The sequence below is a fragment of the Paraconexibacter sp. AEG42_29 genome (genome assembly GCF_040581415.1).
GTDB lineage: Bacteria > Actinomycetota > Thermoleophilia > Solirubrobacterales > Solirubrobacteraceae > Paraconexibacter.
On sequence record NZ_CP114014.1, the window covers coordinates 755,608 to 782,226 of the forward strand.

The window sequence follows — 26,619 nt, forward strand, 5'->3', positions numbered from 1 at the left end:
GGGGGTGCGCTTGAATGCAGACATGGGCGACTTCTCGGCCTTCGACACCCGCGGCTACCGGACGGTGGACGTCCGCAGCGGCTACGGCCAGTGGATCGCGACCTACGAGGACACCGTCCGGGACGAGATGGACCTTGCGCTGCTGGAGCGCCTGACGACCGTGGACTGGGCGGCCGCGGCCGACGTGGCCGACCTCGGCTGCGGGACCGGCCGCACCGGGGCGTGGCTGGACGCGCGCGGCGCCCGCGGGATCGACGGCGTCGACCTCACGCCCGAGATGCTCGAGCGGGCGCACGCGCGGGGGATCTTCCGCTCGCTGGCGGAGGCGGACGTCCGGGCCAGCGGGCTGACGGCGGGCGCCTACGACCTCGTCAGTACGTCGCTCGTGGACGAGCACCTGCCCGCTCTGGAGCCGCTGTACGCCGAGGCCTTCCGGCTCGCGCGGCCCGGCGGAGCGTACGTGCTGGTCGGCATCCACCCGTTCTTCCTGATCGCGTCCGGCATGCCCACGCACTTCGACGCCGCCGATGGGGAGGCCGTCGCGATCGAGACCCACCTGCACCTGCTGGGAGACCACGTCGCGGCGGCGCACGCGGCCGGCTGGGTGCTCGCCGAGCTCCACGAGGCCGTCATCGGGGACGAGTGGATCGCCGCCAAGCCGCGCTGGGCCGCCCAGCGCGGTCAGCCGATCTCGTTCGCGTTCGCCTGGCGTCGTCCGGCCTGACCCCGCCTACCAGGCCCCGTCCCGGCAGCCGGCACCCGCGGGCGGGTCCGCTGCCGCGCAGGTGCGGGTCTCACCGGCGGGCACGACCCGGCGGATCGTGTAGTCGGTCCCGGCTCCGCTCCGCGCGGTCAGGGCGTAGGACTGCGGCAGGATCGTGGTGCGCAGGACCTCCGCGGGCGTGAACCCGTCCACCTGCTCGCACGTCTCGTAGTCGGCGCGCTCGACGAAGCACAGGTCCAGCTGTGTCGCGGCATCGCGGAGGCGCTGGCGGACGGCGACGTCGTCCGCCTTGCGCGCCTGCCCGGCGAACGCGGGCACCGCGATCGCGGCGAGGCCCGCGAGCACGAGCAGCGTGACCAGCACTTCGGGCAGGGTGTAGGCGCGGTCGTCGTGGGACGTCGCTGACACGGGTGAACCTCCTTGTTCCGGGCGCACCCGCCGGGCACGCGGTCCCGTCCGTGGGACCCACTCGGGGTGGTCGGTCCGGGCGACCGAAACCTGAGGCGGCGGGTCCCGGGCGGATTCGTCAGTATCCGTGGCCTCGGAGAGGTGGCAGAGCGGTTGAATGCACCGGTCTTGAAAACCGGAGACGTCTGAAAGGCGTTCGCGGGTTCGAATCCCGCCCTCTCCGCTCCGCCCGGGCGGTTCCGTGCGACGCAGAGCATCTATGTGACGCATCCGGTCTCACGCAGGCCGTGTGTGGGACTAGGATCGGGCGGGTCATGCCACGGTCGCTGATCCGCCTGCTCCTCTGGCCGCTCGTCGCAGCGACGCTGGCGCTCGCGGCGGCCGCCGCCGGGCCGGCCCACGGCGCCGCACCGCAGCCGACGGTCGTGGGGAACCGCCTGGTCGACGCGGCGACCGGCCGCGCGTTCGCCGTCCGCGGCGCCAACTACCCGAGTTTCGAGTACGCGTGCTACTACGGCTACGCGTACGGCGGCAACGACACCACGCCCGACCGGCTGCCCGACGCCGGCGCGGTCGCCATGATGGCGTCCTGGAACATCACGACGATCCGCATCCCGCTCAACCAGAGCTGCTGGATGGGGACCGACGGCCTTCCCGGCCAGGACCCCGACACGCCCGCGGTGGTCTACACCAAGGAGGGCTACCGGCAGGCCGTCGAGCGGTTCGTCGATCTGCTCAACGCCGCGGGCATCGTCGCCGTCCTCGACCTCCACTGGTACGGGCCGAACGACGGCAGGGGCGGCCAGCGGGCGATGGCCGGGACCGGCGCGCCGGCCTTCTGGCAGAGCGTCGCGACGACGTTCAAGTCGCGGCCGTCGGTGATGTTCGACCTCTTCAACGAGCCGTACTCGCGTGCCCCGGGGATCGACCTGACCTGGTCCTGCTGGAAGAGCGGCGGGTGCCAGCAGCCGAACGCGACGGACACGGCGGACCTCGGCGCGGTGCCCGGGACCGCGCCCGTCGTCGGGATGGACGCGCTCGTGGCCGCCGTCCGCTCGACCGGGGCACGGCAACCGGTGCTCGTCGCCGGGCGGGACTACGCGAACGACCTCGGCGAGTGGCTGGTCAACCGGCCCACGGACGATCAGGTGGTCGCGGCGTTCCACAACTACCAGAGCCAGGCCTGCTCGAACGAGGCGTGCTGGGACCGGACCATCCGGCCGGTGGCCGCCCAGGTCCCCGTCGTGACCGGCGAGTTCGGCTCCTGCGTCCCGGGCTTCGATGAGCAGTTCATGACCTGGGCCGATCGGCAGCCCAGCGTCGGCTACCTCGCGTGGGGCTGGTGGGTCTCGACCGCCGAGTGCGGCCAGTACTCGCTGCTGACCAGCGCAGACGGGACGCCGCGCGCCCCGAACGGCACCGAGCTGAAGGCGCACCTCGCCAGGTTCCCGAGTGCCCTGGGCGACGTCGTCACCGCGCCCGGCCCGGGGACGAACCCGGGCCCCGGCACGAACCCGGGCCCCGGCACGACCCCGGGCACAGGCACGACCCCGGGCACCGGCACAGGCACGACCCCGGGCACCACGCAGCCCCTGCCCGGCACGCGCGTCAACGCCTCCATCGCGCTCGCGGGCGTCAAGCGCAGGGGCCGGGTCGTGAGCTTCAAGGGCACCCTGAAGCCCGCCGCCCGGGCGAGCATCAAGGTCGTCGTCGAGTACCTCCCGGCCCGCGCCCGGCGCACGCAGAAAAAGACGAAGACCGTCCGCAGCTCGATCACCGGCCGCTTCAGCGCCACGGTCGTCCTGCCGAAGGGCGCCCGGGCGCGGAAGCTGACGGTCACCTTCCCGGGCTCCGCGAAGGCCCGCCCGAAGATCGTCTCCCGGACGTTCTGAGAACTAGGAGTCCGCGACGACCAGCTGCAGCTCGGTCACCCAGCCTGCGACGTCATCCGGGCACTGCAGCGTGACCTCGCGTGAGAGCCCGACGCTGCGCAGGCCCTGCTCCTCCACCCACACGGCGAGCGACTCGTAGGACGGCATGCACTGCTCCATCGAGCCGTGGTGCAGCAGGGTCGCGGCGCGCTCGACAGGCGGGAGCTCCGTGACGGTGAACGCGCCGTCGGCGCCGGCCGGCACCGGCATGGCCGCGTGCACGTCGATGCGGTCGTCCTCGCGCGGCGCGTAGTAGGACAGCGGCGGACCGCACGGCTCGACGCCGGCAGCCTCCAGCCGCTCGCCGAGCTGCCCGAACAGGGCCTGGATCACGGGCCCGATCTCCTCGGGTGCCCACCCGCCCGCGGTGTCGCTGAGCTGCGCGACGCGGACGGCGGGGACGGACTTCAGGGTGACGGCGGAACTGGTCATCTGGCCTTCTCTCTGGATGGACCGGAGTCGCGCCTCGACCCGCGCAAGGCGACCGGCGTCCTCCGCCAGCCGTGCCTCGAGCTCGACGCGCCGCAGCCGCAGCATGCCGGTGAGCTCCTCGACGCCGACCGACTCGTCGAGGAACACCTGCACCTGCTCGAGCTTGAACCCGAGGTCCTTGAGCGCGACCAGGCGGTTCAGGCGCCGCAGCTGGTCCAGCTCGTAGTACCGGTACCCGGTGTCGGGGTCCACCCGAGCGGGCCTCAGCACCCCGATGGCGTCGTAGTGACGCAGCATCCGGATCGAGACGCGTCCGAGCCTGGCGAAATCTCCGATGGTGAACATGACCTGACGCAGCCTGCGCCATCACATGGTGTCAGGGTCAAGGGCACGACCGGGAAATGTGTCCGGGCAGGGGCCCTGGCACGGCTGCGCTATAAGTCGAAGCATGCGTCGCACTGCTGCTGTGATCCTCGCTGCCGGGCTGCTCGCCGGATGTGGGTCGGACGACGAGGGCTCCGGGTCCTCCACGACCTCCGCCGGCACCGTCACCACCACCTCCTCCGTCACGGTCGCGCCGGGGACGACGACGACCACCGCGCCCGACACCACCGTCACCCAGACGACGCCGACCGCCGCGCCGACCGTCAGCACGCCGACAGTGACGACGACGACCACCGCCCGCGTCACCCACGCCCAGTACGTGACCCAGGTCGACGGACTGTGCCGCACCATCAACGCCCAGACCAAGCGGCTCAACGCGAAGGCCAACGCGGCCCTGCGCGGTGCCAAGACCGAGGCGGAGCAGCTCGCCGCCGTCGCACCGGTCCTGAAGGAGGGCCTCGGCGCGCAGAGCCTCGCGCTCGACACGATCAAGGCCGTCGAGCGACCCGCTGCCGACAAGGCGGCGCTCGCGTCCTACTTCGCGCTGCTCGACCAGCAGAAGCAGCAGCTCACCGCCCTCGCGGCGGCGGCGGAGGCGGGGAGCATCACGAAGTACAAGTCGGTGACGGCCAAGTCCGCCGGGCTGCGCCAGCGGGCCCGCGCGAAGGCCATCGCCTTCGGGTTCAAGGAATGCGGGAGCGGCAAGGGCGACGCGGCGTGACGAGGCTGCTGTTCGTCTGCCTGGGCAACATCTGCCGCTCGCCCACGGGCGAGGCCGTCATGCGCAGCCTGGTGGCCGACGCGGGCCTGACGGACACCATCACGATCGACAGCGCCGGCACGGGCGCGTGGCACGCCGGAAACCCGCCCGACGAGCGCTCGGCCCAGGCCGCGGCCGGCCGCGGCATCACGCTCGCTGGCGCCGCGCGCCAGGTCCGGCCGGCGGACTTCGAGGACTTCGACCTGCTGCTCTGCGCCGACGCGAGCAACGTCCGCGATCTGCTCGCCCTGCTGCCCGCGGACGACGTCGAGACCCGCGCGAAGGTCTGTCGCCTGCGTGAGTTCGACCCCGCCGCGGTGACCGCCGGCGACCTGGACGTCCCCGATCCGTACTACGGCGGCCCCAGCGGCTTCGACGACGTCCTGGACCTCGTGACCGCCGCCTGCGAAGGGCTACTCGGGCAGCTCCGCGGCGGCACCGTCGCCGCCGGTTGAACCCGCGCGGCTTCACCCGCCGCGGACCGTCGCCCCAGGGTCAGCCTCTAATGTGACCGAGGTGTCAACGCCTGCTCTGCCCGACGCCCGCCGCGTGCGCATCCTCGCCGCCGGGGGGACCATCGCCATGACCGGGCAGGCGGGGGCGACGCCGCAGCTGGACGCCGCCGGGCTCGTCGCGGCCCTCCCATCCCTCGCGGGACGCGCCGGCCTGTCCGCCGAGACGCTGATGAACAAGCCGAGCGCGCACCTCACGCTCGGCGACATGCTGCTGATCTGCAAAGCGGCACGCGACGCGGCCCGCCGCGGCATCGGCGTCGTCGTCACCCACGGCACCGACACCCTCGAGGAGACGGCGATGCTCTGCGACGTCATCCACGACGCCGAGGCGCCGATCGTCTTCACCGGCGCCATCCGGACGGCGACCGCCGCGGGCGCCGACGGCCCCGCCAACATCATGGACGCCGTCTCCGTCGCGGCCAGCGAGCACGCCGCGGGCATGGGCGTCCTGGTCGTCTTCGGCGGGGAGATCCACCACGCCCGCTGTGCGCGCAAGACCGACACCACGTCGCTCGTCGCCTTCAGCTCCCCGCAGACCGGTCCCCTGGGCCGCGTCACCGAGGGGCACGCCAGCATCTGGTCGCGGGTGCCGCGCAACCCGCCGCTGGACCCGCACGACATCGACCGCCGCGTGGTCATCGTCCCGACGACGGCGGGGGACGACGGCTCGCTGGCCCGCGCCGCGCTGTCCGCCGACCCGGACGGCGTGGTCATCGGCACGCTCGGCGCCGGGCACCTCGCGCCCGCGCTGCTCGAGCTCTGGGCCGAGGCGGCGCAGCGGATTCCGATCATCGCCTACTGCCGCCCCGAGCGCGGGGTCGTCCTGACCGGCACGTACGGGTACGCGGGCTCCGAGCAGGACCTCCGCGACACCAACATCATCCCCGTCGGCTTCCTCAGCCCGCAGGCGGCGCGGATCAAGCTGCTCGCGTGCCTGGCCTCGGGGCTCTCCATCGAGGAGACGCGGTGGGCGTTCTCCCAGGATGACGGGTAAACCGGGAGCTTCTCTCGCCTGCGGCTCGGAAGCTCCCGGTTTACCCTGGCGGTTGCTCGGCTGCGCCTCCCAACCGCCGCCCTCCTCCGGCGGTGCATGACGGCCGCTCCCGCCGACAGCTCGTCCGTCACCAGTTGCTGAGAGACGCCTTGAAGATGCTTTGCAAGTCGTCGGCGGATGGGTCGCGGGGGGCGATCACCAGGAGGCGCTGCTGCTTGAGGGCGCCTTCGACGAGGGCGGGGATGTCGTCCGAGGTGTAGCCCAGCTCCTCGATCCCGCGCGCCGCGTGGATGTCCTTCATCAGCGCGACGATCACGTCGGGCAGCGTGTCCGGCCCCGGGTCCGCGATCGGCTCGCCGTGGAGCAGCTCGGCGACGTGGTGGTGGCGCTCGGGCATGGCGTCGTAGGTGAAGCGGAAGCACGCCGGCGCCGTCACGATCACGCTGTGCCCGTGGGGGACGAACGGGTGATCCGCCGGGTAGCCCGGGGGCTGGTAGACGTGCTTGAGCCCGGCGATCGGGTAGGCGCACGCGTGCGGGATGTGGACGCCGGCCGAGCCGAAGCCGATGCCGGCGGTGGTCGCCGCCAGCATCATCGCGCCGCGTGCCTCGACGTCGTCGCCGTCCGCCACCGCCCGCCGCAGGTACGTGCCGCCGGTCCGCAGCGCGTGGGCGGACCAGATGTCGGCGATGGGGTTGGAGCCCTGGTACGGCGGCCGGGCGTCCGGCGTCTCCGGGTAGGGGCGCGTGTCGAACGGCCGCGAGAGGAACGACTCCGCCGCATGGCAGACGACGTCCAGCCCGCACGACGCGACGACGTCGGCGCCGAGGGTCCGCGTCAGCTCCGGGTCGACGATCGCCTGCGTCGCCCGCAGGTAGCGGTGCGAGATGCCCGACTTCACCTTCAGGTCGGGCAGGTCGAGGATCGCGACGGTGGTGGCCTCGCTGCCGGTCCCCGAGGTGGTCGGGATCGCGAGATGGGGCAGCAGCGGCGACGGGGGCTTGCGGCCCTCGCCGATCGGCGGGTTGATGTAGGCTATGATGTCGGCCGGGTGGCTGACGATCAGGTCCATGACCTTCGCGGTGTCCATGGCCGACCCGCCGCCGACCGAGACGAAGCCGTCGACCTTCGCGTCCTGCGCGAACGCGACCGCGTGCTCCATCGACTCCAGGTCGGGCTCGACGCGGCACTCGGCGTAGACGACGACATCGATGCCGGCGGCACGGACCGACTCGGCGACGCGGTCGGCGTGGCCGGCGGCCTGGACGCCCGGGTCCGTGACCAGCAGGGCACGGGTGACGCCGAGCCGCGCGAGCTCCCAACCCGCGTCGCCGGCCGCCCCCGGGCCGTACTTCACCGGGGTTGCCTCGAGGGTGAAGATCGTCTCCTGCGCGGGCCGGCTCATGAGGTCGTCTCCAGTGCCTCGAGGGATGAACGGAGCTGCTCCGGGAGCGCGGCGACCGGGCGCCGGGTCTCCCGGTCGACGAACACGTGCACGAACCAGCCGGTCGCGGCCGCGGCCTCGTCGCCGGCGCGGAACAGCGCCAGCTCGTAGGTGACCGACGAGCGGCCCAGCCGACCGACGCGCAGGCAGGCGTCGACGGTGTCCGGGAACGCCAGCGCGGCCGTGTAGCTGCAGTGTGATTCAGCGCAGAGGCCGATCACGGTGCCGCCGTGGATGTCCAGTCCGCCGACCCGGATCAGGTACTCGTTGATGACCGTGTCGAAGAACGCGTAGTACTCCACGTTGTTCACGTGGCCGTAGACGTCGTTGTCCTTCCAGCGGGTCGGAATGGCCGACCGGTGCGGGTAGTCCGCGCGGGTCGGAGGCGGGGCGGCGTCGGTCGTGCTCACTGTCGCCGGACGATACGCGAGGGGCGCACGTCCGGTGGCGTCGGGCTACCGCGGGCGGTCCGTCAGCTCTTGAAGCACGGCGTGGCGCCCGGAAGCGCGTTGACCGAGCCGTCCGTGTAGCCGTAGGTCACGGTGCTCATGAAGCTGCCGGCGCACGTCTTCGGGGTCGTGATGAGGTTCTGGGTCACCGTCTTGCGGACCTTGACCTTCTTCGTCACGGTCCGCGTGCGCTTGCGCAGCTTGCCGTCCTTGCCGCGGACCCGGGTGGTCTGCTTGACCTTCCGGGTCTGGGTGACGGTGACGCGCAGCGGCCGCCTGGCGCCCATGACCAGCGAGAGGTCCTTGACCTTCGCCGTCACGCCCGAGGGCAGTTTGGCGGTGGTGGACAGGTCGAACAGCAGGGCGGGCGCGCCGGCGTTGGCGCCGCGGATGACCCGGCCGGGAATGGTGAACGTCGCGCTCTCGGACGAGGCGGCCTGGAGCGTGAGGCCGGCGAGGTCACCCGGCTGGGTCGGCGGCGTCAGGTAGACCGTCGCGGTCGGGGCGATCGTGCCGCCGTAGCCCCCGATGATCTCGGTCTCCAGCGACACGCCGCCCTTCGCGACCTTGCTCGCGGGCGGGCACGACAGCGCCTTCGCCTGCTCGGGCGAGCACAGCGCGGCCACGGCCTTCGTGTTGAGCCTCACGCCCGCGGGGGTGTCGACGCGAATCGTCGACGGCGTCTTCGTCCGCGCCGGATCGAAGCGCGCGCCGAGCGCCCGGACGAGGTAGTCCGCGCCCTGGCTCGCGCGCGGCGGGTCGAAGGTCACGTAGACCGCCTCGCCCTCGGCCTGGCCGAGGGCCGGGACGGCGACGACCGCCGGGGCGGCGACGAGCGTGACGAGGGCGATGGACCAGACGCGTCGGGACATGCCCGTGACTCTCTCACCCGGACGCGCCTCCGGCCCCCGTCGTTCGCCGCGGATCTCCCCGCCTTTAGGGGTGCCTCTCCGCGGTCGCCATGGCCTGCGCCGCAGCCACCGCGGCCTCGCCGATCCGCGCGAGGTCCGCGTCGCCGGTGACGTATGGCGGCATCGCGTAGACCAGGTTCCGGAACGGGCGCAGCCAGACGCCGCGCTCGACGGTCGCCGCGGTCACCCGCGCCATGTCGACCGGCCCGTCGAGCTCGACGACCCCGATGGCACCGAGGACCCGGACGTCGACGACGCCGGGCACATCCCGCGCGGGGGCCAGGCCGGCTGCGAGCCCGCGGGCGATCCGCGGGACGTCGTCCCGCCAGCCGCCGTCCAGCAGCAGCTGCGTCGACGCGAGCGCCGCGGCGCAGGCCAGCGGGTTCGCCATGTACGTCGGGCCGTGCATCAGGGCGCCGCCGGCCGCGGGGGTGGCGAGCCGCTCGGCGACCGCCGGGGTGCACAGCGTCGCGGCCAGCGTCAGCGCGCCACCGGTCAGCGCCTTGCCCACGCACAGCACGTCCGGCGTGACGCCCGCGTGGTCCGCGGCGAAGAGCGCCCCGGTACGGCCGAAGCCGGTCGCGATCTCGTCGAGGACCAGGAGCAGCCCGTGCCGGTCGCAGACGTCCCGGAGGTGGGCGACGCAGGCGGGGGAGTGCAGGCGCATCCCGCCCGCCCCCTGCACGACGGGCTCGACGATCACCGCCGCCAGCTCGTGCGCATGCCGAGCCGCCAGGTCATCGACGGCTGCGGCCCAGTCCGGGTCGAGGCCGGCGTCGAAGCCGTCCGGCGGGCGCGGCGCGAAGACGTGCTCGGCCAAGATGCCGGTGAACAGCGAGTGCATCCCGCCGACCGGATCGCACACGGCCATGGCCCCGAACGTGTCCCCGTGGTATCCGCCGCGGACCGTCAGCAGCTTCGTCCGCTGCGTGCTCCCGTCCGCCCGCGCGGCCTGCAGGACCATCTTGATCGCGACCTCGACGGCGATCGACCCGGAGTCGGCGAAGAAGACGTGCTCCAGGCCGTCGGGGGCCATCGCGACCAGCCGCTGCGCCAGGACGATCGCGCCCTCGTGGGTGAGGCCGCCGAACATCACGTGGGCCATGCGGTCGAGCTGGTCGCGGATCGCGGCGTCGATCGCCGGGTGCCGGTAGCCGTGGACGGCGCACCACCAGGAGGACATGCCGTCGATCAGCTCGCGCCCGTCGGCGAGGGTCAGCCGGACGCCCTGCGCGCTCGTGACGGGAAGCGCGTCGACCGTCCCCGGCATCGGGCCGTACGGGTGCCACACGTGGCGGCGGTCGGCGGCGAGGAGGGCGTCCCAGTCCATCGCGGACACCCTACGCCGCGGGATTCGCCGCGCGGCCCGCGGGTAGGGTCACGCCCCATGGCCGCCCTGCGCTTCGCCGCCCCGTCCGACGTGACCCGCAGCTGGACGCATCCCTCGCCGCCGTGGATGCAGCGCGCCGGGCACGCCGTCCTGGCCGGCGGGGGCGTGTGGCTGGTCGACCCGCCGGACGGGGACGGGCTGGACGCGGGAATCGCCGAGCTGGACGCGCCCGTCCGCGGCGTCCTGCAGCTGCTGGATCGCCACCCCCGCGACTGCGCGGCGCTCGCGGAGCGGCTCAGCGTCCCGCTGCACGTGGTCCCGCTCGGCTCGGGCCACGGGCTGCCGTTCGAGGTCGTCCCGATGTGGCACCTGCCGGTCTGGAAGGAGGACGCGCTCTGGATCGCGGAGTCCGGGACGCTGATCGTGCCCGAGGCGCTCGTCGGCGCGCCCGACTTCGCCGCGCCGGGCGAGCGCGTCGGCGTGCACCCGATGCGGCGCCTGCTGCCGCCGTCCGTCCTGAAGCGGTTCGCGGGCGACGTCGAGCACCTGCTGCTGGGCCACGGCGACGCACTGCACGGCGACGCGGCGCGGGCCGCCGTCCGGGACGCGCTGGGCGGATCCCGGCGGCGGCTGCCGCGCCTGCTCGCCGCGCAGCTGACCCGCGCGGCGAGGGGACGCTTCCGGGGCTGACGCCCGACTCAGCCCGTCTTGGTGATGCGGGTCGCGGCGGGCGGGGCGAGGGCGGGCTTGGTCCCCAGGTAGGCGGTGAACGCGTCGATGTCGACGTCCCCGCCGATCTGGTTCGTGCCGGCCGCAAAGACCGCGAACCCGTCCCCGCCGGTGGCGAGGAAGTTGTTCATCGTCACCTGGTAGTTCGTCGCCGGGACGACGGCCGTCCCCCCGATCTTGATCGTGGCGGCGTCGACCCGCGAGCCCGCGGGCTTGCTGCGGTCGTAGCTGTACGTGAACCCGTCCGAGACCTGCAGGACACGGTCCGCGCCGGCGGTGGGGTTGTCGAACTGCTGCTCGAGCAGCGCCTTGATCTGCGCGCCCGTCAGCGTCTTGACCACCAGCGTGTTCGCGAACGGCTGCACCGTGTAGGCGGCGTTGTACGGCACCTTGCCGTCCGTCCCGAACGGCAGGTCCGCCCGGATGCCGCCGGGGTTCATGAACGCGACGACCGACCCGCCCTTCGCCGGGGCGCTCGTGGCCGCGAGCTGCGAGTCCGCGATGACGTCACCCAGCGGCGACTCCCCGGCGGCGTTGGTCGTCCGGCTGATCGTGGCGGTGACCGTCCCCACGACCTTGTTCGCGATCGGCGCGGCGGCCGCCGTGTACTTGTCGACGATCGCCTTGACGCCCGGGTCCTCCGGCACGTCGCGCGTGTTCAGGACGTTCGCGGCGTCGTAGGCCTTGACGTCCCCGGTGGTGCCGTCGAGCGTGAGGTCCACGCGCGTCACGAGCCGCCCGAACGACGAGGAGCTCGTCACGAGCTTGTTGTTGATCCGGCAGACGTAGGGCTGGTGGGTGTGGGCGCTCAGGACCGCGTCCACGCGGCTGTCGAGCCGGTTCACGACGCCGGTGATGTCGCCGCTGAGGTTCTCGCAGCCGCTGGCGTCCTGGTACCCGGCGGCGTACGGCGGGTTCTGCTGGCCGCCCTGGTGGATGAGGACGACGAACGCCTGCACGCCGTCGGCGTCGGCGAGCTTGCGCACGACGCGGTTGACCGCCGCGGCCTCGTCGTCGAAGGCCAGGCCCTCGACCCCCGACGGCGTGACGATGCTCGGCGTGTCCTTCAGCGTGACGCCGACGAACGCGACCGGGATGCCCTGCACGCGGCGCACCATGTAGGGCGGCAGGATCGTGTCGTCCGTCCCGGCGTAGCGGACGTTCGCCGCCAGGTACGCGAAGTCGGCGCCGTAGAACGGGTCGCCGTCCTGGCAGCCGTCGTCCGGATGGCAGCCGCCGAACTGCATCCGCAGCAGCTCCTTGCTGCCCTCGTCGAACTCGTGGTTGCCGACGCCGGCGTAGTTCATCCCCATCGCGTTGAGCGCCTCGATGGTCGGCTCGTCGTGGAACAGGCCGGACACCAGCGGGGACGCGCCGATGAGGTCGCCCGCGCCGACGAGGACCGAGTTCGGGGAGCCGGCGCGCAGCTGGTTCACCCGCGTGGCCAGGTACGCCGCGCCGCCGGTGACGGCGGTGGCGCCGCCGGGGCCGACCGGCGTGGTGCCGGAGCTGCCCGACGGCGGGGCGAGGTTCCCGTGGAAGTCGTTGATGGCCAGGACGCGCAGCTGGCGGTCGGCGGGCGCCGCCGGGGTCGCGGGCGGGCCGGGGGGACCGGCCGGGCCGGTGGGGCCGACCGGACCGGGGGCGCCCTTGGGCCCGGTGGCGCCCTTGGGCCCCTTCGGACCCTTCTTGGCGGCGAGGGCCTTCTTCTTGGCCGCCGCCAGCGCCTTCTTCTTCGCCAGCGCCTTCTTCTTCGCGGCCGCCTTCTTGGCCGCGGCCTTCTTCGCCGCTGCCTTGCGCTGGGCGGGCGTCAGCCGCGCCGCCGCCTTCTTGGCCGCGCGCTGCTTCGCGGCCGCCTGCTGCCGGGCCTGGGTGGACGAGCCGGCCTTGGCCGTGGGCGACGACGAGGCGGCGCCGGTCGCGGCGGCCGCGGGCGCCGGGGCGCCCGAGGTCAGCAGCAGGCCGGCGGCGACGACTGCCGCGAGAGCAGAGCGCATGGGGTGGATCTCCTGGGATGGGAACAGCGGGGTCGGTCGCCAAGCTAAGCGGCGCCGCCGGCGCGCGCCAGCCCCTTCACGACCTGCTCACCGCGGGTTGTCAAATCGCTGACAACCCCGGGGAGCCGTCCGGCCCCCGCGTCGGTCGGCGCGGGACCGTCAGTCCGTCAGCGCGTCCGCGAGCTCCTGGCGGAGGGTCGGCGCCGGCTGGCGGCGCTGCTCGTAGGTGGTGGTGAGGAACCGCTCGATCGCCTCGATGACCGGCGCCGTCCGCCAGCTCGGGATCACGTCGAATGCGTGCTGGCCGCCGACCATCTCACCGAACAGGACCGGCTGCCTGGACACCCCGCGCAGCGCCTCGACGAACTTGTGGGCGTCGGCGATCGGGACCAGCGAGTCGCGCGTGCCGTGCAGCACGAGGAACGGCGGGGCGTCCGCGTGGACGCGGAAGAACGGGGACGCGGCCCGGTACCGCTCCGGGGCGTGCTGCCGGCGGACGCGGAAGACCAGCGGCGCGAGCACGATGTCGTGCAGCGCGGGGGCGTGGAGGCGGTCCTCGTCGAGCATGTCGTACACGCCGTAGAACGGGACGGCGGCCGCGACGGAGGTGTCGGCGTCCTCGAAGCCGGGCTGCAGGCTGCGGTCGTCCGACGTCAGCGCGGCGAGCGCCGACAGGTGACCGCCCGCCGAGCCGCCGCTGATCGCGATGAACGACGGGTCCACGTCATAGTCGGCGGCGTTCTCGCGCAGCCAGGCGATCGCGCGCTTGACGTCGACGACGTGGTCGGGCCACTGCGCCCACGGGCTGAGCCGGTAGTCGATGTTCATGCCGACGAACCCGTTGGCGGCGAGGTGCGTCAGCAGCGGGATGCCCTGCTCGCGGCGGGAGCCGAGGACCCAGGCGCCGCCGTGGACCTGGACGACGGCCGGCCGGGGCTTCGTGGCGGGCGTGTCCGGCAGGTAGAAGTCGGCCAGCAGCGGGCGGCCGTCCACGCGCGCGAACTCGACGCCGCGCACCACCTTCACGCCGGGCCGGCGGAACATCAGCCACGGGAACGCCACGTGGCTCAGCGGGTAACGCGGCGTCTTGCCGTCGTCGTCGGCGATGTCGAGCTCGGTGACCAGGGAGCCGGTCGACAGGCGGGTCCGGCGCGCGCTGACGACGAGCGGGATCGCAGCGAGGTCGGTCGCCACGAGCAGCCCGAGCCCGACGAAGCCGGCGACGTGGCCGGTCGCGCCCAGGACCGCGAGCGCCGCGGCCGCCAGCGTGCTGAGGACGATCAGGTGCAGCGCGAGCTCCGTCGTCACGAACGCGGCGCCCCAGCTGGGGCCGATCGCCCACCAGGCGCGCCGCGGGAAGAGGGCGTTCAGGAGCCCACCCGCGGCGGAGGCACCGAGCAGGAGCAGCAGGACGGCGGCGACGACGGACATTGGCGGCCAGGGTAGTGACCTGCGCCCCGGATGCCAGCGCTGGTCCGCGCCGCCCGCCCGAGGCAATATGCGCCAGCGTCGGTTCAGCGGCGCGCCCTGCGGGCATGGAACGTCGACGCGGGCGCGGGCCCGCGGTCACCCGTCCCCAGGAGAGCCGATGACCCTGAGCACCCGACTGGTCGCCATCGCGGCCGTCGCCCTGTCCGCCGGAGCCCTTGCCACGACCGCCCACGCCGCCCCGACGTGGGCCCCCGCCGGGAGTGCGACCGTGCACCCCGGTGTCCAGACCGACACGGCCGGCGCCGGCCAGTGCACGTCGAACTTCATCTTCACCGCCGGCGAGGACGTCTACATCGGGCAGGCCGCCCACTGCTCCGGCACCGGCGGCAGCACCGAGACCGACGGCTGCACCTCGAAGTCGCTGCCGCTCGGGACCGACGTGACGATCCAGGGCGCCACCCAGCCTGGGAAGCTCGCCTACAACTCGTGGATCACGATGCAGGAGAAGGGCGAGAAGGACCCCGACACGTGCGCGTTCAACGACTTCGCGCTGGTCAAGGTCGATCCGGCCGACGTCGGCAAGGTCAACCCGTCGGTGCCGTTCTACGGCGGTCCTGTCGGCCTGTCGCGCACGGGCCTGCAGGTCGGTGACGGCGTCTTCTCGTACGGCAACTCGTCGCTGCGGCAGGGCCTCACGCTGCTCTCGCCCAAGCGCGGTCTGTCCCTGGGCGACGACGGCAACGGCTGGTCGCACGGCGTCGTGACCCTGACCCCGGGTGTCCCGGGCGACTCCGGCAGCGCGTTCCTGACGAACTCCGGTGAGGCGCTCGGCGTCCTGAGCACGCTGGCGCTGCTGCCGATCCCGGGTTCCAACGGCGTCGGCGACCTGGCCAAGGAGCTCGACTACCTCCGGGCGAACTCCACGATCGCCGCCGACCTCGTGCCCGGCACCGAGCCGTTCACGCCCAAGCCGATCCCGCTCGACCTCGGCGGTCTGCTCGGCTGACCGCACGACGCGGGCGGCAGTCGCCCAACTAGACTGCCGTCCGCACGCGCCCGTAGCTCAGCTGGATAGAGCGTCGGTCTACGGAACCGAAGGTCAGAGGTTCGAATCCTCTCGGGCGCGCTGGGCGAAAGGTCCGCTTTTGCGGGCCTTTCGTAATTCCGCGGTGCGCCAGTTGTGGCGCGTTGGCGGTGGTGGGGCAACGTAGGGGGCAACACGAGGAAATGGCGGTCGCGCGGCGGGCGAGATGTGGGGCAACAGGCTGTTGCCCCACCACGGCCTTATGGTCGTGGTCCAGTCGGTCGCGGGTTCGAGCCCTGTCGCTCACCTCTCGTGCCGAAGGGTCTTCCTTGCCGAGAAGCGCCTTCCCGGTGGGGTGTCGATTCGAGCGGCCGTGCAGCAACTAGTGGCTCCGGGCTCCGGATTGCCCTCGCTCTCCCGCGATTGGTGGCGATTCTCGGGCGGTCTTAGGGACCGCTAGCGGCGGCTTACTGAGTGCGGGGGCGGGGGCCGCACGAGCGGTGCCCCGACGCGTGATCGTGCAGGAGCGCGCGCGATCGGAGCGACCGGTGTTCGCGAAGTCGCCGATGGCGGTAGGCAGTTCGCGGCGTGCGTCCGGGAACGCCGGTCAGATCGCGTTCAGATCGCGGTCGTATTGACGCTGAGGTTCGCTGGAGCTTGGCTGACGTAGGTCAGCGCGGTCTGGACCGTTTTGATGGCGGTCTGCAGCTCGGGGGTGTCGCCGTTCTCGAGATAATTGAGGATCAGGCCCTGCACGTTGGCGAGGATGAGGACTTCCAGGCTCGCTCGGTCCAGGAGAAGTATGCGTCCGCGGCCGATGGCGTCGTCGATGAGGCCGCTGACGAGGTCGCGGAAGCGGGTCGAGATGTAGCTGGCGGCGCCGTGGAGTGCGGGGTTGGTGATCGATTCGGCCTGCAGGCCGAACCAGGCGACGAGGAGTGCGCGGTCGGTGGTGATCGAGGCCCAGAAGGTCTCGAAGCCGCGTTCGACGATGTCGCTGGGCTCTTCCAGGCCTCGGACGGTGTCTTCGAGCTGGGCTATGAATCGGCCGCCGACGTGCTCGACGACGTGGAGGAACAGGCCTTCTCGGGACTCGTAGTAGTAGATGACGACGCGCTTGTTCAGACCGGCTTCGTCAGCGACGCGTTGGAGCGAGGTCGCCGCGAAGCCGTCGCGCGCGAGGCAGCGCAGCGCGGCGTCGAGGATCTCGGTGGCCCGCTGCGCGCCCTTGCGTGTGAGGTCGCCGTCGGCTCGCATCGGCACAGGGTAGTCGCGCTGTCGGCAGAGCGCACCAGGCGGTGAACTAAAAACCACCATCTGGTACGTTCTGCCGATGGGTGCCACGAGTCGGCCAAGATGATGAAGCGCGCTGGGGCGTTCGCGATGGCGCGGCCGAAGCTAACGATCGCGCTCTGGGCAGCGGTGACCTTGGTTCTGGTGGTACAGGGCCTCAGCTTCGCGGGCCGGATCTCGCCAAGCTCGATCGATGTGCCGGGAACCTCGAGTGAGAAGGCACAGCGAGTCGCGGCCAAGTACTTCGGGATCGAGGCGTCGATCCCGGTGTTGTTGGAGGGGCCGCGGGCGCAGCTCGATGCGGAGGGGCGGCGGCTGGTGCGTCAGCTGCGGCTGCGCAAGGACTACCGCGTGCTGTCGCCGTGGGACCGCGGCGCGAAGCTCCCCGAGCTGCGGCCTCGCAAGGACGCGGCGCTGGTGCTCGTGGTGGCGGGAACGGACGACGCGTTTGCGGGCACCGCCGGACATACGGTGCGCCGGCAGGTCGCCGCGGAGGTCCGCTCGCCGGTACGGGCGTCGGTGACCGGCTTCTCGACGGTCGGCGGGGATCTGAAAGACGCGTCGCTGAGCGCCGCGCACGAGGCGGAGCTGGTTGCGATTCCCGTGCTGCTGATCGTTCTGCTGCTCGTGTTCCGTTCGCCGATCGCGGCGCTCATCCCGGGGCTGTTCGGGCTTGCGGCGGTGGAGTCGGGGTTCGGGGCGGTCGGGCTGATCGCGCTGATCCACCCGATCACCGACGTGGCGACGGCGCTGACGTCGATGATGGGGCTGGCGCTCGGGGTTGACTACTCCTTGCTGCTCGTCTCTCGTTTCAGAGAGGAGCTCGCGCACGGGGCTGAACCGGCGGCGGCCGCCCGAACCGCACAGGGCAGCGCGGGGCGGACGGTGCTTTTCGCCGGGGCCACGCTGGTGGTCGCGATGGGCGTTGCGGCTCTGTTGTCGCCGGGCGACTTCCTGCTGTCGGCGGCGGTGAGCGTCGCGACGGTCGCGGTCATCAGCATGGGCGGAGCGTTTCTCGTGGTCCCGGCGATTCTTGCCCTGCTCGGCCATCGGATCGACCTGTGGCGGATCGGCGGGATCCCGCGCGACGACGGCAACTGGGCCAGCATGGCGCGGTTCGTCCAGCGCCGTCCGGTCATCCTCGGGGGCCTGGCGCTGCTGCCGCTGCTGGCGCTGAGCGTTCCGGCTCTAGGGCTGGACACCGGTCCTCCCGACGTGCGGACGCTGCCGAAGAACGCCCAGGCCCGGATCGACTCCCAGCGGACCATCGATGTCCTCGGGCCCGGCTGGGGTGCGCCGTTCGAGGTGTTCGTCACCGACCCCAGCGGCCCGGTCACGACGGCGTCGCGGCTGCGGGCGATGGAGCGCTGGCAGCGCCGCATCGCGAGGCTGCCGTCGGTGCAGACCGTGATCGGGCCGGGCGCCATCGCCAGCCGCGAGCCCGCCCTGCTCGACGCTGATCGCAGCGTCGGCCGCACGCAGCGGGCGCTAAAGAACAGCCGCGTTCAGGCCCGAAAGCTGTCCGGCGGCTTGGCGCAGGCCCGCGGCGGTGTGGCCAGCCTCCGCGGCGGGCTGCGCGACGCCCGCGGCGCGTCTGACCAGCTCGGCAGCGGCGCCGGACAAGGCAGCGCAGGGGCCGCGCGGCTCGCCGACGCGCTGACACGCGCCCGCAGCGGCGCGCGGCAGCTACGTGCCGGAATCCTCCGGGCGCGCGACGGTGCCGGCAAGCTCAGCGCCGCCCTCACCCGTGCCCAGACCGGATCACGGCAGCTGACCTCGGGACTCGCCAAGGCCCGCCGAGGAGCGCGGCAACTCGCCGGCGGAAGCGGCCAGCTCGCCGCCGGCCTGCGCGCAGGGCAGCAGGATCTCGACAAGCTGACCGGGGCAGCCAGCGACGCGCAGGCTGAGACCGCCGAGCTGCTTAAGGCGCTCTCGTCGATGACCCTTGGCCGCGCCGACCCCCGATACCGCGCCGCGCTGGAATCGGCCGGGAAACTCTCGGCGTTCGCGACCGGGAAGGATCCCCGCGACGGGCAGCAGCTGGACCCGGCCTACCCGGGCCTGAGCGCCGCGCTGCAGCAAGCCTCGGGCCAGCTGACCCAGGCCGCCGACGCCGCCGCCAAGCTCCAGGCCGGCGCCGACCAGCTTCAGGCCGGGCTGCAGAAGCTGAAGAACGGCTCCGGCGCTCTGACCACGGGCCTTGCGAAGGTCGACACCGGTGCGAGCCAACTGGAGGGCGGCCTGGACCGGATCGCCGCCGAGACCGGCACCCTGCCCACGGGCCTAAGCCAGCTGGCCGCCGGCGCCGACAAGCTCGCGGCCGGCCTGTCGCGGCTTGAGCGCGGAAACCGCCAGCTCGCCGCCGGGCTCGCCAACGGCAACGCCCGCAGCGCCACCCTCCAAAGCGGCCTCGCCCAGGCGCGCAAGCGCACAGCGGACGCCGCCAGCGGCGGCGCCGGCCAGAACCGACAACTTGAGCAGCTCCAGGACCGGTCACCGCGCCTCCTGGACTCCGGCTACTTCGTCCTGGCCGCCCTGGACGGCGCATCGGCCGGGGCACGCACCCAGGCCGGATACTCGGTCAACCTGCAGGGCGGCGGCCAGGCTGCCCGCATCACGATCATCCCGAAATACGGGATCAACACGCCGCAGACCACGGCGCTCAACCGCCGGCTACAACAGGAGCTACCAAGCCTCGAGCGCAGCACGCGCGCCAGCGCCGACCTCGGCGGCGTCGCCGCGCAGATCACCGATTACCAGCGGATCCTCGGGGCGCGCCTGCCGATCCTGGTCATCGCCCTCAGCCTCGTCATGTTCCTGGTCCTCGTGCTCATCCTCCGGGCGCTGGTGCTACCGCTGATCAGCGTCGTGCTCAACGTCCTGACGGTCGGCGCCTCGTTCGGCATGGTCGCGCTGCTCTTCCAAGGCGACAACCCGACACTCGGCGGCCCAGGCTGGGCGGACATCCTCTCGCTCCTCGGGACGTTCACCATCGTCTTCGGCCTGTCCCTCGACTACCAGGTGTTCATCCTCACCCGCATGCGCGAGGCCTTCACCGACAGCGGCGACCTCGGCGACGCGATCACCTTCGCGATCGACCGCACCGGCCGCGTCGTGACCGGCGCCGCCGCGATCATGGGGGGCGTCTTCATCGCGTTCACCACCACCGACCTGACCATCATCAAGCAGACCGGAGTCGGCCTCGCCGCCGCCGTCATCATCGACGCCACGCTCGTGCGGATGGTCCTGCTGCCCGCCGCAATGCGCCTCGCCGGCCGCTCGACCTTCTGGCTCCCCGCATGGCTCGACCGGCTGCTCCCCGAGCTCGACGTCGATGGCGTCGCGCAGCCTCAGCGGACGCTCGCGGTGAAGCCGGCATGAGCACCCTGAATCCTGAGATCCCGCTCAACGTCTGCCGCCCTGCGCCCGGTGTGTCGCGCTTCACCGTTCCGCTGGCGATGCCGTCACCCGATCACCTGCACATCCACGTCCTGGACACGCCCGACGGCCCGCTCCTGGTCGACACCGGCGCGATCGGATCACAGGATGCGCTCAGCGCCGGTCTCGCGTCGCTCGGTGTCACGCCTGACCGGGTGCTGATCACCCATGCGCACATTGACCACTGGGGACTGGCCACGACCCTGACCGACACAGTGCTCGCCCACCCCGGCGTGCTGCCGAGCCTGCGCTTCGCGACCGACGGTGCCGGCCCCGACCTCGCAAGCGCCTGGCCCGGCGCAGAGAAGATGGTTGAGGTCTTCGCCGCGTTCACCGACATGGCCAGCGGCGTCCCGGCAATCGATGAGCTCCACGACGGTCAGGTCATCGGTGACTGGCAGGTCCACTGGACCCCGGGGCACGATCCCGGCCACATCTGCCTGTTTCGCCCTGCTGACGGGGTCCTCATCTGTGGCGACCTGCTCCTCCCCGGATACACCCCGAACATCCAACCGGGCTTCGACGGCGCCGACGCCCTGACCGACTTCCTCGATTCCCTCAAGCGGATGGCGGCGCTGCCGATCACCCTCGTGCTGCCTGCCCACGGAGCGCCGTACCACGACGCCCAGGGGCGCGCCGATCAGCTGACCGCTCACCACGCACGCCGCCTGCAGCAGCTGCAGGCGGCGATCCACGCCGGCGTCCACGATCTCCGCGGCCTGAGCAACCGCGTGTTCGGCGCAGACCTACAGGCGCCGGCCGACCGGATGCTCGCCCGGATGGAGACCTACGCGCACCTTGACCACTTGCGCCGCCGCGGCCTGGCGTCGGCAGATCCCGACGGCCGCTGGACGACCGCCGAGCGGCCGCAAGACACGTCGTGACCCGCCCCGCGCCGCGACTACCGGCCAGCGAGCGCCGCACGCAACTCCTGCACGCCACGCGCTGCGTGGTCGACCGTGGCGGGTACTCGACGCTCACCATGGAGGCGGTCGCCCGCGAGGCGAACGTCACCAAGCCGGTGGTCTACTCCGCGTTCGCCAATCGCGACGACGCGATGACCCGGCTGCTGGAGGTCGAGGGGGCGAGGGTGGTGGCCGAGATCAGTGCCGCGATCGAGTTCGCCGCCCACGGGAGGTCTCCCCAGAACCTGGGGGAGATGGTGGTCCTTGGCCTGGACCGCGTCCTTGACATCGTGTGCCAGCAGCCGCAGCGGTACCGGCTGATCCTCATCGGAGTCCACGGGTCCCCGAGAGAGGTCCGCGAAGCCATCGACGAAGGACGGCGGATCCTCACCGCACAGGTCGCCGCCGTGATTGGCCGAGCGCCGGCGCTCGCGCGGACGGATGTCGAGCTGTTGGCCACGATGCTCGTAGCACTCGGGGAGCATGCGGCGACGCTCGTGCTGACCGAGCCCGAGCACTTCGGGCCGGCGAGGTTCAAGGACGCGCTACAGGCGCTCCTCTCAGCTGCTTGCTGAGGCGTGCGCCGGCTCTGCGTCGCGCGGCGCGGGCTTCAGCGCGACGGCTGCTCGGCGCGGCGGCGCCCAGAGCGCCGCGACGATGCCGGCTGCGAGCATGATAAAGACCATGACGAGCGCGGTGTGCTGCGTGGCCTGCACGTAGGAGTCCCGGGCTTGGTCTGCGAGTGCCTGCCCGTTGGGGCCGAGGCGGGCAGCGACCTCGAGCGCCCCGGCGGCAGATCCGCGGCTGGCCTCTCGGGCCGGGCCGGGGAGCTTCTCGGTGATGTTGAGCATGTCGGCGGTGTACTTGCCGGAGAGCAGGCCGCCGAAGAGCGCGACCCCGAGCGAGGTGCCGAGCTCGCGGGTGGTGTGGTTGACCGAGGCAGCGACGCCCTGCTTGGCCTCGGAGACGTTGCTGATGATCGCCTGGGTGCAGGGGACCATCGCCCCGCCGAGCCCGAGGCCGATCGGGAGCGTCGCGGCGAAGAGGACCCACACAGGTCCGGCGGAGCCGATCCCGAGGAGGATTAGGAAGCCGAGTGCGTTGAAGACGCAGCCAGCGCAGACGATGACGCGCAGGCCGAAGCGGCGGGTGAGTCGGCCGGCGTAGATCGTGATCGGGATCAGCGTCAGCGCGGTGGCCGACATCGGCAGCGACGCGGCGAGCGCGGAGTCGCCGAGCACGACCTGCTGGTAGGGGATGATCAGGAAGGCGAGTCCGTAAACGCTGGCGAAGCACATCATTACGGTGAACGAGGCGACGCCGAACGAGCGGTTGGCGAACAGCCGCACGTCGAGCAGCGGGTAGCGCCGCTTGAGCTGGATCGCGGCGAAGGCGGCGCCCGCCACGACGCCGAGGGTGAGCAGGCCGATGATCTTCGGGTCGCTCCAGCCGTCCAGGCCGGCCTGGATGAAGCCGGCCACCAGGGCGCTGACGGACACGAGGGCGGCGAGGGCGCCCCAGACGTCGATCGGCGGTTGGTCCTCGTCGCGGGAGGACGGGAGCGTCGGCGCGACGGCGAGCACGATCGCGGCGCCGGCGAGGATGCTCCAGAAGGCGGAGCGCCAGGAGAAGAACTCGAGCAGGATCGCGGCGATCAGGCCGCCGAGCACACCGGCGAGGGAGAACGCCGCGGTCCAGATGCTCACGCCGGCGTCGCGCATGTCCGCCGGGAGGGTGCTGGTGATCAGCGAGAGCGTCGAGGGGAGAATCAGGGCAGCGCCGACGCCGAGGGCGGCGCGGGCTGCGATGAGCGTGTTGGGGGTGTCGACGAACTGCAGCGCGACGGCCGCGGCGGCGAAGATCCCGAGGCCGGCGATCATCACGCCGCGGCGCCCGAAGCGATCACCAAGAGCACCCGCCGGCAGCAGCAGTCCGGCCATCGCGAGGGTGTAGACGTCGATGATCCACGTCAGCTCGGTCTGGTCGGCGCCGATGTCGCGGGCGACCTCCGGGCCGGCAATGTAGAGCGTGGTGATCGACGCGACGACCAGGCCGACCGCGGCGCAGAGGATCGTCAGGACCCAGTAGGCGCGGCGGCGTGACATCGGCGCTGCCTCAGGCATACGTGGCGACGGGCTGATCGGCGGGGGTCTGGGTGTCCTGCGGCGCCTGCCCGTGGGAGAGGCTGAATGACGGTAGGACCCGGCCGAGCCATGCGGGCTGGTGCCATGCCCGCGGGCCGGCGATGGCGATGAGGGCGGGGAGCAGCAGCAGCCGCACGAGGAACGCGTCCAGGAGGACGGCGACGCCGAGGACGACGCCCATCTCCTTGGCGGGGACCGCGGGGGAGAAGGCGAACGAGCCGAAGACGGCGAGCATCGCGGCGACGGCGGCGACGATGACCGGGCCCGATCGGCCCAGGCCGTGCACGACCGCGGTGCGGGCGTCCTGGGTCTGGTCCCAGCGCTCGCGGGCGGAGGAGACGAAGAACACGGTGTAGTCCATCGCGATCGCAAAGATCATCGCGCTGAAGAACACCGGGACCCAGAAGTCGATGAAGCCCTGCGGCTCGAAGCCGAGTAGACCGCTCAGATGCCCGTCCTGGAAGACTGAGACGGTGATGCCGAGCGCGGCGCCGGTGGACAGCGTGCTGGTCAGCGTCCCGGCGAGCGCGATGATCGGAGCCTGGACTGCGACGAGCAGCAGCAGCGAACCGATCAGCAGAATGAGCATGAGCACGAGCGGTGCACTGCCGGTCATCGCCTTCTGCAGGTCATGCAGCTCGGCGGGCGCGTGGCCAACGAGGGCACCCTGCGGTAGCACAGCGCGGAGGCGATCGATCTGCTTGCCGGCGGCGCGGCTGCCGGGGGCGACGGTGAGCGACGCCTGGATGATGATGTGCCTACCGGCCGGCCTGCCCGGTGTTCTGCGGGCCCCTGTCAGGTCGCGGTCTGCGCGCATGACGGCGAGCGCACGATCGGCGTCGGCGGGCGCGACGGCAGCGGTCACCGGTGCGATGGCGGCCGGCCCGAAAGCGGCGCCGGCGAGCGTTGCGCCCTGGCGGGAAGAGGCGTCCTTGGGCAGGATGGAGTCGCCGGGGATCCCGATCTGCAGGTGCGCGAGCGGGAGCGCGAGCACAACCAGGATGAGTACCGCAGCAGCAGCGAGCGGCCTAGGGTGACGCCAGACGAACGCCCCCCACCGGTGCATGAGCTGGTCCGCGTCGGGTTTGGGAGCACGCAGCTGGCGGCGGCGGCGCCACGGCATCGCTCCGGCGTCGATCCGCGGGCCCAGGCGGGCCATCAGCGCCGGCATGAGCGTGAACATCACCACGAGCACGAGCGCGACCGAGAGCAGGATCGCCAGCGAGATCGACCGCGGCATCGGGCTCGGGATGATGAAGCAGACGCCGAGCGCGGCGAACACCGTGACCCCGGAGAACGCGATCGCCCGGCCGGCGGTGTCCATCGTCACCGCCGCGGCGATCGCCGGGTCGGTGTGGTCCTTCAGCGCCTCCCGGAAGCGCATCACGATGAACAGCGCGTAGTCGATCCCGAGCGCCATCGTGAAGATCAGCGTGAACGTGAGCGCCCAGAGCGAGACGTCGAAGACGTGCGTGAGCAGCGTCAGCGTCCCGCCGGTGACCGCCAGGCCGATTGCCGTGATCAGTAGGGGCAGGCCGCCGGCGGCGAGCGATCCGAACGCGATCGCCAGCACGAGCAGCGTGATCGGCAGCGCGTACTTCTCCGAGTGCAGCGTCGCGTCGCGGTTGTCACGGTTGAAGTCCGCCCACTGCGAGGACAGCCCGGCCACGTAAGCAGGGTACGCGGCGCCAGAAGCGGCCGGGATCTTCTGAAGGAGGCGGTCGGCGGCACGGATCATCTCCTTGGGGCTTGCGCCCGCGCCACTGCTCACGATCACCGTGCGGCCGTCCGGCGAGATCAGCCGGGCCTTCGTCGGCCCAACGACACCGGCCACCGCGGCGTCGCTACGCAGCACGCCCGCAACCCGGTTCGCGGCAGCCCGGAACGCCGCGTCCTGACCGTAGGCGCGTGGCCCGCGGATGACGACGCTGAGCGCCGAGCTCGCCGCCAACGGGTTCGCTGCCTGCGCGGCGTCGCGGGCGGCGACCGACTCCGAACCCGTCGCCCACATCCCCGAACCGGCGAGCGATCGCTCGAGCTGCGGGAGAAACGCCCCGAGCACACAGCAGATGAGCACCCACACCATGGTGGTCCGCCGGCCGTTGGCGGCACAAGCGTAGGCGACGCGGCCAAGGGGTCCGAGCGCCGGCAGCGATGAAGTCGCGGAATGGCTCACTGGGGCATCAAAGCATATTTTTCACCATTCGGAGCAGAATAATGTTCTGATCGGTGCGTTATGCTTCCGGCTGTCAACGAGGAGATCAGCCGATGGCTCGCCCGACGATCGCGGACCGCTACGACGAGAAGATCGCTCAGCGGATGCTCGACTACAGCAATCAGATGCCGGGCCTGCCCGCCTACCTCGGGGTCAAGCTGTTGCGATTTGCTCCGGGGCTGCTCGAGGCAGAAGCCGACCTCGTTGCGCAAGAGGCGACCCCGTCAGGAAACGTGCACGGAGGGGTTGTCGCCGGGATCCTCGACCACATCACCGGCGCGGTGGTATACCCCCTGATCCCAGACGGGCACTGGGGCGCGACGACCGAGCTGAAGCTCAACTACATCTCCCCCATCACGCCGGAGCACCTACGCGCTGAGGCATCGGTATTGGCGATCACCAACCGCAGCGCGGTCGTTCGCGCCGAGGCCTTCCAGGGTGAACGGCTCGTCGCGGCCGCTCAGGGAACGATCGCCATAGTCGCACCGCGAACCGTCGTCACTGGAGCCTCGGCGTGACGACCGGGAAGCACCTCACGGCCAAGGGGCAGCGCACGGCCGCGCGTGTCCTGTCCGCGGCGACCACGGTGCTGGCCAGGGACGGGTTCGGTGGAGCGACGCTCAGCCGGATCGCCGAGGAGGCGGGCCTCGACAAGCGGAACGTCCTGTACTACTACGACTCTCGCGAGGAGCTCCTGGTGAGGGTGGTGCAGACCGTCGGCGAGCGTGTCGCCGAGCACATCGGCGAGGCGGTTGGCTGCATCGACACGCCGGAGCAGCTCGCAGACGCCCTCGTCGATGCGATGTGGTCGGGGGTCACCTCGGCACCCGAGCTGGCCCGCTCGTACTTCGCCCTGATCGGCGGCGGCGCCGGCAGCCCCGATGTCGAAGAGGCCCTCGGAGTGCTCAAGAGCGCGTACGAGGAGCTGATCGCTCGGCAGCTTCAGTCGATCGACCCCGTCCGGTGGCAGCTACGCGACGATCTACCGGGCATGGTCACGCTCACTCTCGCGGTGTTCCGGGGTCTGCTCCTGGAGTGGACCGAGACGGGCGACACCGCCGCGAGCACGGCGAGTCTGCGACGGCTGAAGCGCTCGATCGCCGCTGAATACGTCGAGGTCGCGTAGGCCAACCGAGCCACAGCCGTCGACCGGCGGCCCGA

Annotated in this window: 23 protein-coding genes and 2 tRNA genes; 14 read left to right on the forward strand and 11 right to left on the reverse strand. The window is 72.1% G+C overall.

The window, feature by feature from the left end; all coding sequences use genetic code 11:
* Nucleotides 1–22 precede the first annotated feature (22 nt).
* Nucleotides 23–724 carry a class I SAM-dependent methyltransferase gene (locus DSM112329_RS03610; protein WP_354700444.1) on the forward strand — a complete coding sequence of 234 codons (702 nt, stop codon included), beginning with the start codon at nt 23–25 and terminating at the stop codon, nt 722–724.
* A 6-nt stretch (nt 725–730) separates the two neighbouring features.
* Here DSM112329_RS03610 and DSM112329_RS03615 read toward each other — a convergent pair whose 3' ends face one another.
* Nucleotides 731–1,132, reverse strand: coding sequence for a type II secretion system protein (locus tag DSM112329_RS03615; RefSeq protein ID WP_354700445.1), 402 nt, complete (start codon nt 1,130–1,132; stop codon nt 731–733).
* 135 nt (nt 1,133–1,267) lie between these two features.
* Between DSM112329_RS03615 and DSM112329_RS03620 the strand changes: the two genes are divergently transcribed.
* Both DSM112329_RS03620 and DSM112329_RS03625 read left to right on the forward strand, forming a co-directional pair.
* Nucleotides 1,268–1,355, forward strand: a tRNA-Ser gene (locus DSM112329_RS03620).
* Nucleotides 1,356–1,446: 91 nt separating this feature from the next.
* Nucleotides 1,447–3,024, forward strand: a complete 1,578-nt coding sequence (locus tag DSM112329_RS03625) for a cellulase family glycosylhydrolase (protein ID WP_354700446.1) — start codon at nt 1,447–1,449, stop codon at nt 3,022–3,024.
* A 3-nt stretch (nt 3,025–3,027) separates the two neighbouring features.
* Here the strand turns inward: DSM112329_RS03625 and DSM112329_RS03630 are convergent, their stop codons facing one another.
* Nucleotides 3,028–3,840 (reverse strand): MerR family transcriptional regulator, encoded by an 813-nt coding sequence (locus tag DSM112329_RS03630; protein WP_354700447.1) that lies wholly within the window; start codon nt 3,838–3,840, stop codon nt 3,028–3,030.
* Nucleotides 3,841–3,943: 103 nt separating this feature from the next.
* On the opposite strand from DSM112329_RS03630, the gene DSM112329_RS03635 reads away from it, so the two are divergent.
* From DSM112329_RS03635 to DSM112329_RS03645, 3 genes are all read left to right on the forward strand, one after another.
* Nucleotides 3,944–4,600, forward strand: coding sequence for a hypothetical protein (locus DSM112329_RS03635; RefSeq protein WP_354700448.1), 657 nt, complete (start codon nt 3,944–3,946; stop codon nt 4,598–4,600).
* Entirely contained in the window at nt 4,597–5,094 is a 498-nt protein-coding gene (locus tag DSM112329_RS03640) for a low molecular weight protein-tyrosine-phosphatase (protein ID WP_354700449.1), read from the forward strand. Before DSM112329_RS03635 ends, DSM112329_RS03640 begins: the two co-directional genes overlap by 4 nt.
* 61 nt (nt 5,095–5,155) lie before the next feature.
* Complete coding sequence (locus DSM112329_RS03645; RefSeq protein ID WP_354700450.1) at nt 5,156–6,148, forward strand: asparaginase; 993 nt, start codon at nt 5,156–5,158, stop codon at nt 6,146–6,148.
* Between the two features lie 127 nt (nt 6,149–6,275).
* Here the strand turns inward: DSM112329_RS03645 and DSM112329_RS03650 are convergent, their stop codons facing one another.
* The 4 genes from DSM112329_RS03650 to DSM112329_RS03665 form a co-directional block, all read right to left on the reverse strand.
* Nucleotides 6,276–7,553 (reverse strand): hydroxyacid-oxoacid transhydrogenase, encoded by a 1,278-nt coding sequence (locus DSM112329_RS03650; protein WP_354700451.1) that lies wholly within the window; start codon nt 7,551–7,553, stop codon nt 6,276–6,278.
* Entirely contained in the window at nt 7,550–8,002 is a 453-nt protein-coding gene (locus DSM112329_RS03655; RefSeq protein WP_354700452.1) for a thioesterase family protein, read from the reverse strand. The genes DSM112329_RS03650 and DSM112329_RS03655 overlap by 4 nt, the downstream gene beginning before the upstream one ends.
* Before the next feature lie 62 nt (nt 8,003–8,064).
* Nucleotides 8,065–8,913, reverse strand: coding sequence for a hypothetical protein (locus tag DSM112329_RS03660; RefSeq protein ID WP_354700453.1), 849 nt, complete (start codon nt 8,911–8,913; stop codon nt 8,065–8,067).
* Between the two features lie 64 nt (nt 8,914–8,977).
* Complete coding sequence (locus DSM112329_RS03665; RefSeq protein ID WP_354700454.1) at nt 8,978–10,282, reverse strand: adenosylmethionine--8-amino-7-oxononanoate transaminase; 1,305 nt, start codon at nt 10,280–10,282, stop codon at nt 8,978–8,980.
* A 57-nt stretch (nt 10,283–10,339) separates the two neighbouring features.
* Between DSM112329_RS03665 and DSM112329_RS03670 the strand changes: the two genes are divergently transcribed.
* A complete protein-coding gene (locus tag DSM112329_RS03670; RefSeq protein ID WP_354700455.1) occupies nt 10,340–10,972 on the forward strand; it encodes a hypothetical protein in 633 nt (210 codons plus the stop codon).
* 8 nt (nt 10,973–10,980) lie between these two features.
* On the opposite strand, the gene DSM112329_RS03675 is transcribed toward DSM112329_RS03670, so the two are convergent.
* Both DSM112329_RS03675 and DSM112329_RS03680 read right to left on the reverse strand, forming a co-directional pair.
* Nucleotides 10,981–13,008 (reverse strand): bifunctional metallophosphatase/5'-nucleotidase, encoded by a 2,028-nt coding sequence (locus tag DSM112329_RS03675; RefSeq protein WP_354700456.1) that lies wholly within the window; start codon nt 13,006–13,008, stop codon nt 10,981–10,983.
* A gap of 159 nt (nt 13,009–13,167) precedes the next feature.
* On the reverse strand, nt 13,168–14,439 hold the full coding sequence (locus DSM112329_RS03680) for an alpha/beta hydrolase (protein ID WP_354700457.1): 1,272 nt from the start codon (nt 14,437–14,439) through the stop codon (nt 13,168–13,170).
* A 157-nt stretch (nt 14,440–14,596) separates the two neighbouring features.
* On the opposite strand from DSM112329_RS03680, the gene DSM112329_RS03685 reads away from it, so the two are divergent.
* Together DSM112329_RS03685 and DSM112329_RS03690 are read left to right on the forward strand one after the other, a co-directional pair.
* Nucleotides 14,597–15,445: a serine protease gene (locus tag DSM112329_RS03685; RefSeq protein WP_354700458.1), complete on the forward strand. Its 849-nt coding sequence runs from the start codon at nt 14,597–14,599 to the stop codon at nt 15,443–15,445.
* A 46-nt stretch (nt 15,446–15,491) separates the two neighbouring features.
* A tRNA-Arg gene (locus DSM112329_RS03690) sits at nt 15,492–15,565 on the forward strand.
* Between the two features lie 516 nt (nt 15,566–16,081).
* On the opposite strand, the gene DSM112329_RS03695 is transcribed toward DSM112329_RS03690, so the two are convergent.
* Nucleotides 16,082–16,720: a TetR/AcrR family transcriptional regulator gene (locus DSM112329_RS03695; RefSeq protein ID WP_354700459.1), complete on the reverse strand. Its 639-nt coding sequence runs from the start codon at nt 16,718–16,720 to the stop codon at nt 16,082–16,084.
* Between the two features lie 99 nt (nt 16,721–16,819).
* On the opposite strand from DSM112329_RS03695, the gene DSM112329_RS03700 reads away from it, so the two are divergent.
* The 3 genes from DSM112329_RS03700 to DSM112329_RS03710 are packed head-to-tail and all read left to right on the forward strand — an operon-like array spanning nt 16,820 to nt 21,674.
* Nucleotides 16,820–20,137, forward strand: coding sequence for an MMPL family transporter (locus tag DSM112329_RS03700; RefSeq protein WP_354700460.1), 3,318 nt, complete (start codon nt 16,820–16,822; stop codon nt 20,135–20,137).
* A complete protein-coding gene (locus DSM112329_RS03705) occupies nt 20,134–21,078 on the forward strand; it encodes an MBL fold metallo-hydrolase (protein WP_354700461.1) in 945 nt (314 codons plus the stop codon). The genes DSM112329_RS03700 and DSM112329_RS03705 overlap by 4 nt, the downstream gene beginning before the upstream one ends.
* Nucleotides 21,075–21,674, forward strand: a complete 600-nt coding sequence (locus DSM112329_RS03710; protein WP_354700462.1) for a TetR/AcrR family transcriptional regulator — start codon at nt 21,075–21,077, stop codon at nt 21,672–21,674. The genes DSM112329_RS03705 and DSM112329_RS03710 overlap by 4 nt, the downstream gene beginning before the upstream one ends.
* Here DSM112329_RS03710 and DSM112329_RS03715 read toward each other — a convergent pair.
* Nucleotides 21,660–23,204, reverse strand: a complete 1,545-nt coding sequence (locus DSM112329_RS03715) for an MFS transporter (protein ID WP_354700463.1) — start codon at nt 23,202–23,204, stop codon at nt 21,660–21,662. The genes DSM112329_RS03710 and DSM112329_RS03715 overlap by 15 nt on opposite strands.
* A 10-nt stretch (nt 23,205–23,214) precedes the next feature.
* The gene (locus tag DSM112329_RS03720; protein WP_354700464.1) at nt 23,215–25,419 is read right to left on the reverse strand and encodes an MMPL family transporter; all 2,205 of its coding nucleotides are present in this window, start codon (nt 25,417–25,419) and stop codon (nt 23,215–23,217) included.
* Between the two features lie 92 nt (nt 25,420–25,511).
* Between DSM112329_RS03720 and DSM112329_RS03725 the strand changes: the two genes are divergently transcribed.
* Both DSM112329_RS03725 and DSM112329_RS03730 read left to right on the forward strand, forming a co-directional pair.
* Nucleotides 25,512–25,976, forward strand: coding sequence for a PaaI family thioesterase (locus tag DSM112329_RS03725; RefSeq protein WP_354700465.1), 465 nt, complete (start codon nt 25,512–25,514; stop codon nt 25,974–25,976).
* Nucleotides 25,973–26,584: a TetR/AcrR family transcriptional regulator gene (locus tag DSM112329_RS03730; protein ID WP_354700466.1), complete on the forward strand. Its 612-nt coding sequence runs from the start codon at nt 25,973–25,975 to the stop codon at nt 26,582–26,584. Before DSM112329_RS03725 ends, DSM112329_RS03730 begins: the two co-directional genes overlap by 4 nt.
* Nucleotides 26,585–26,619 lie beyond the last annotated feature (35 nt).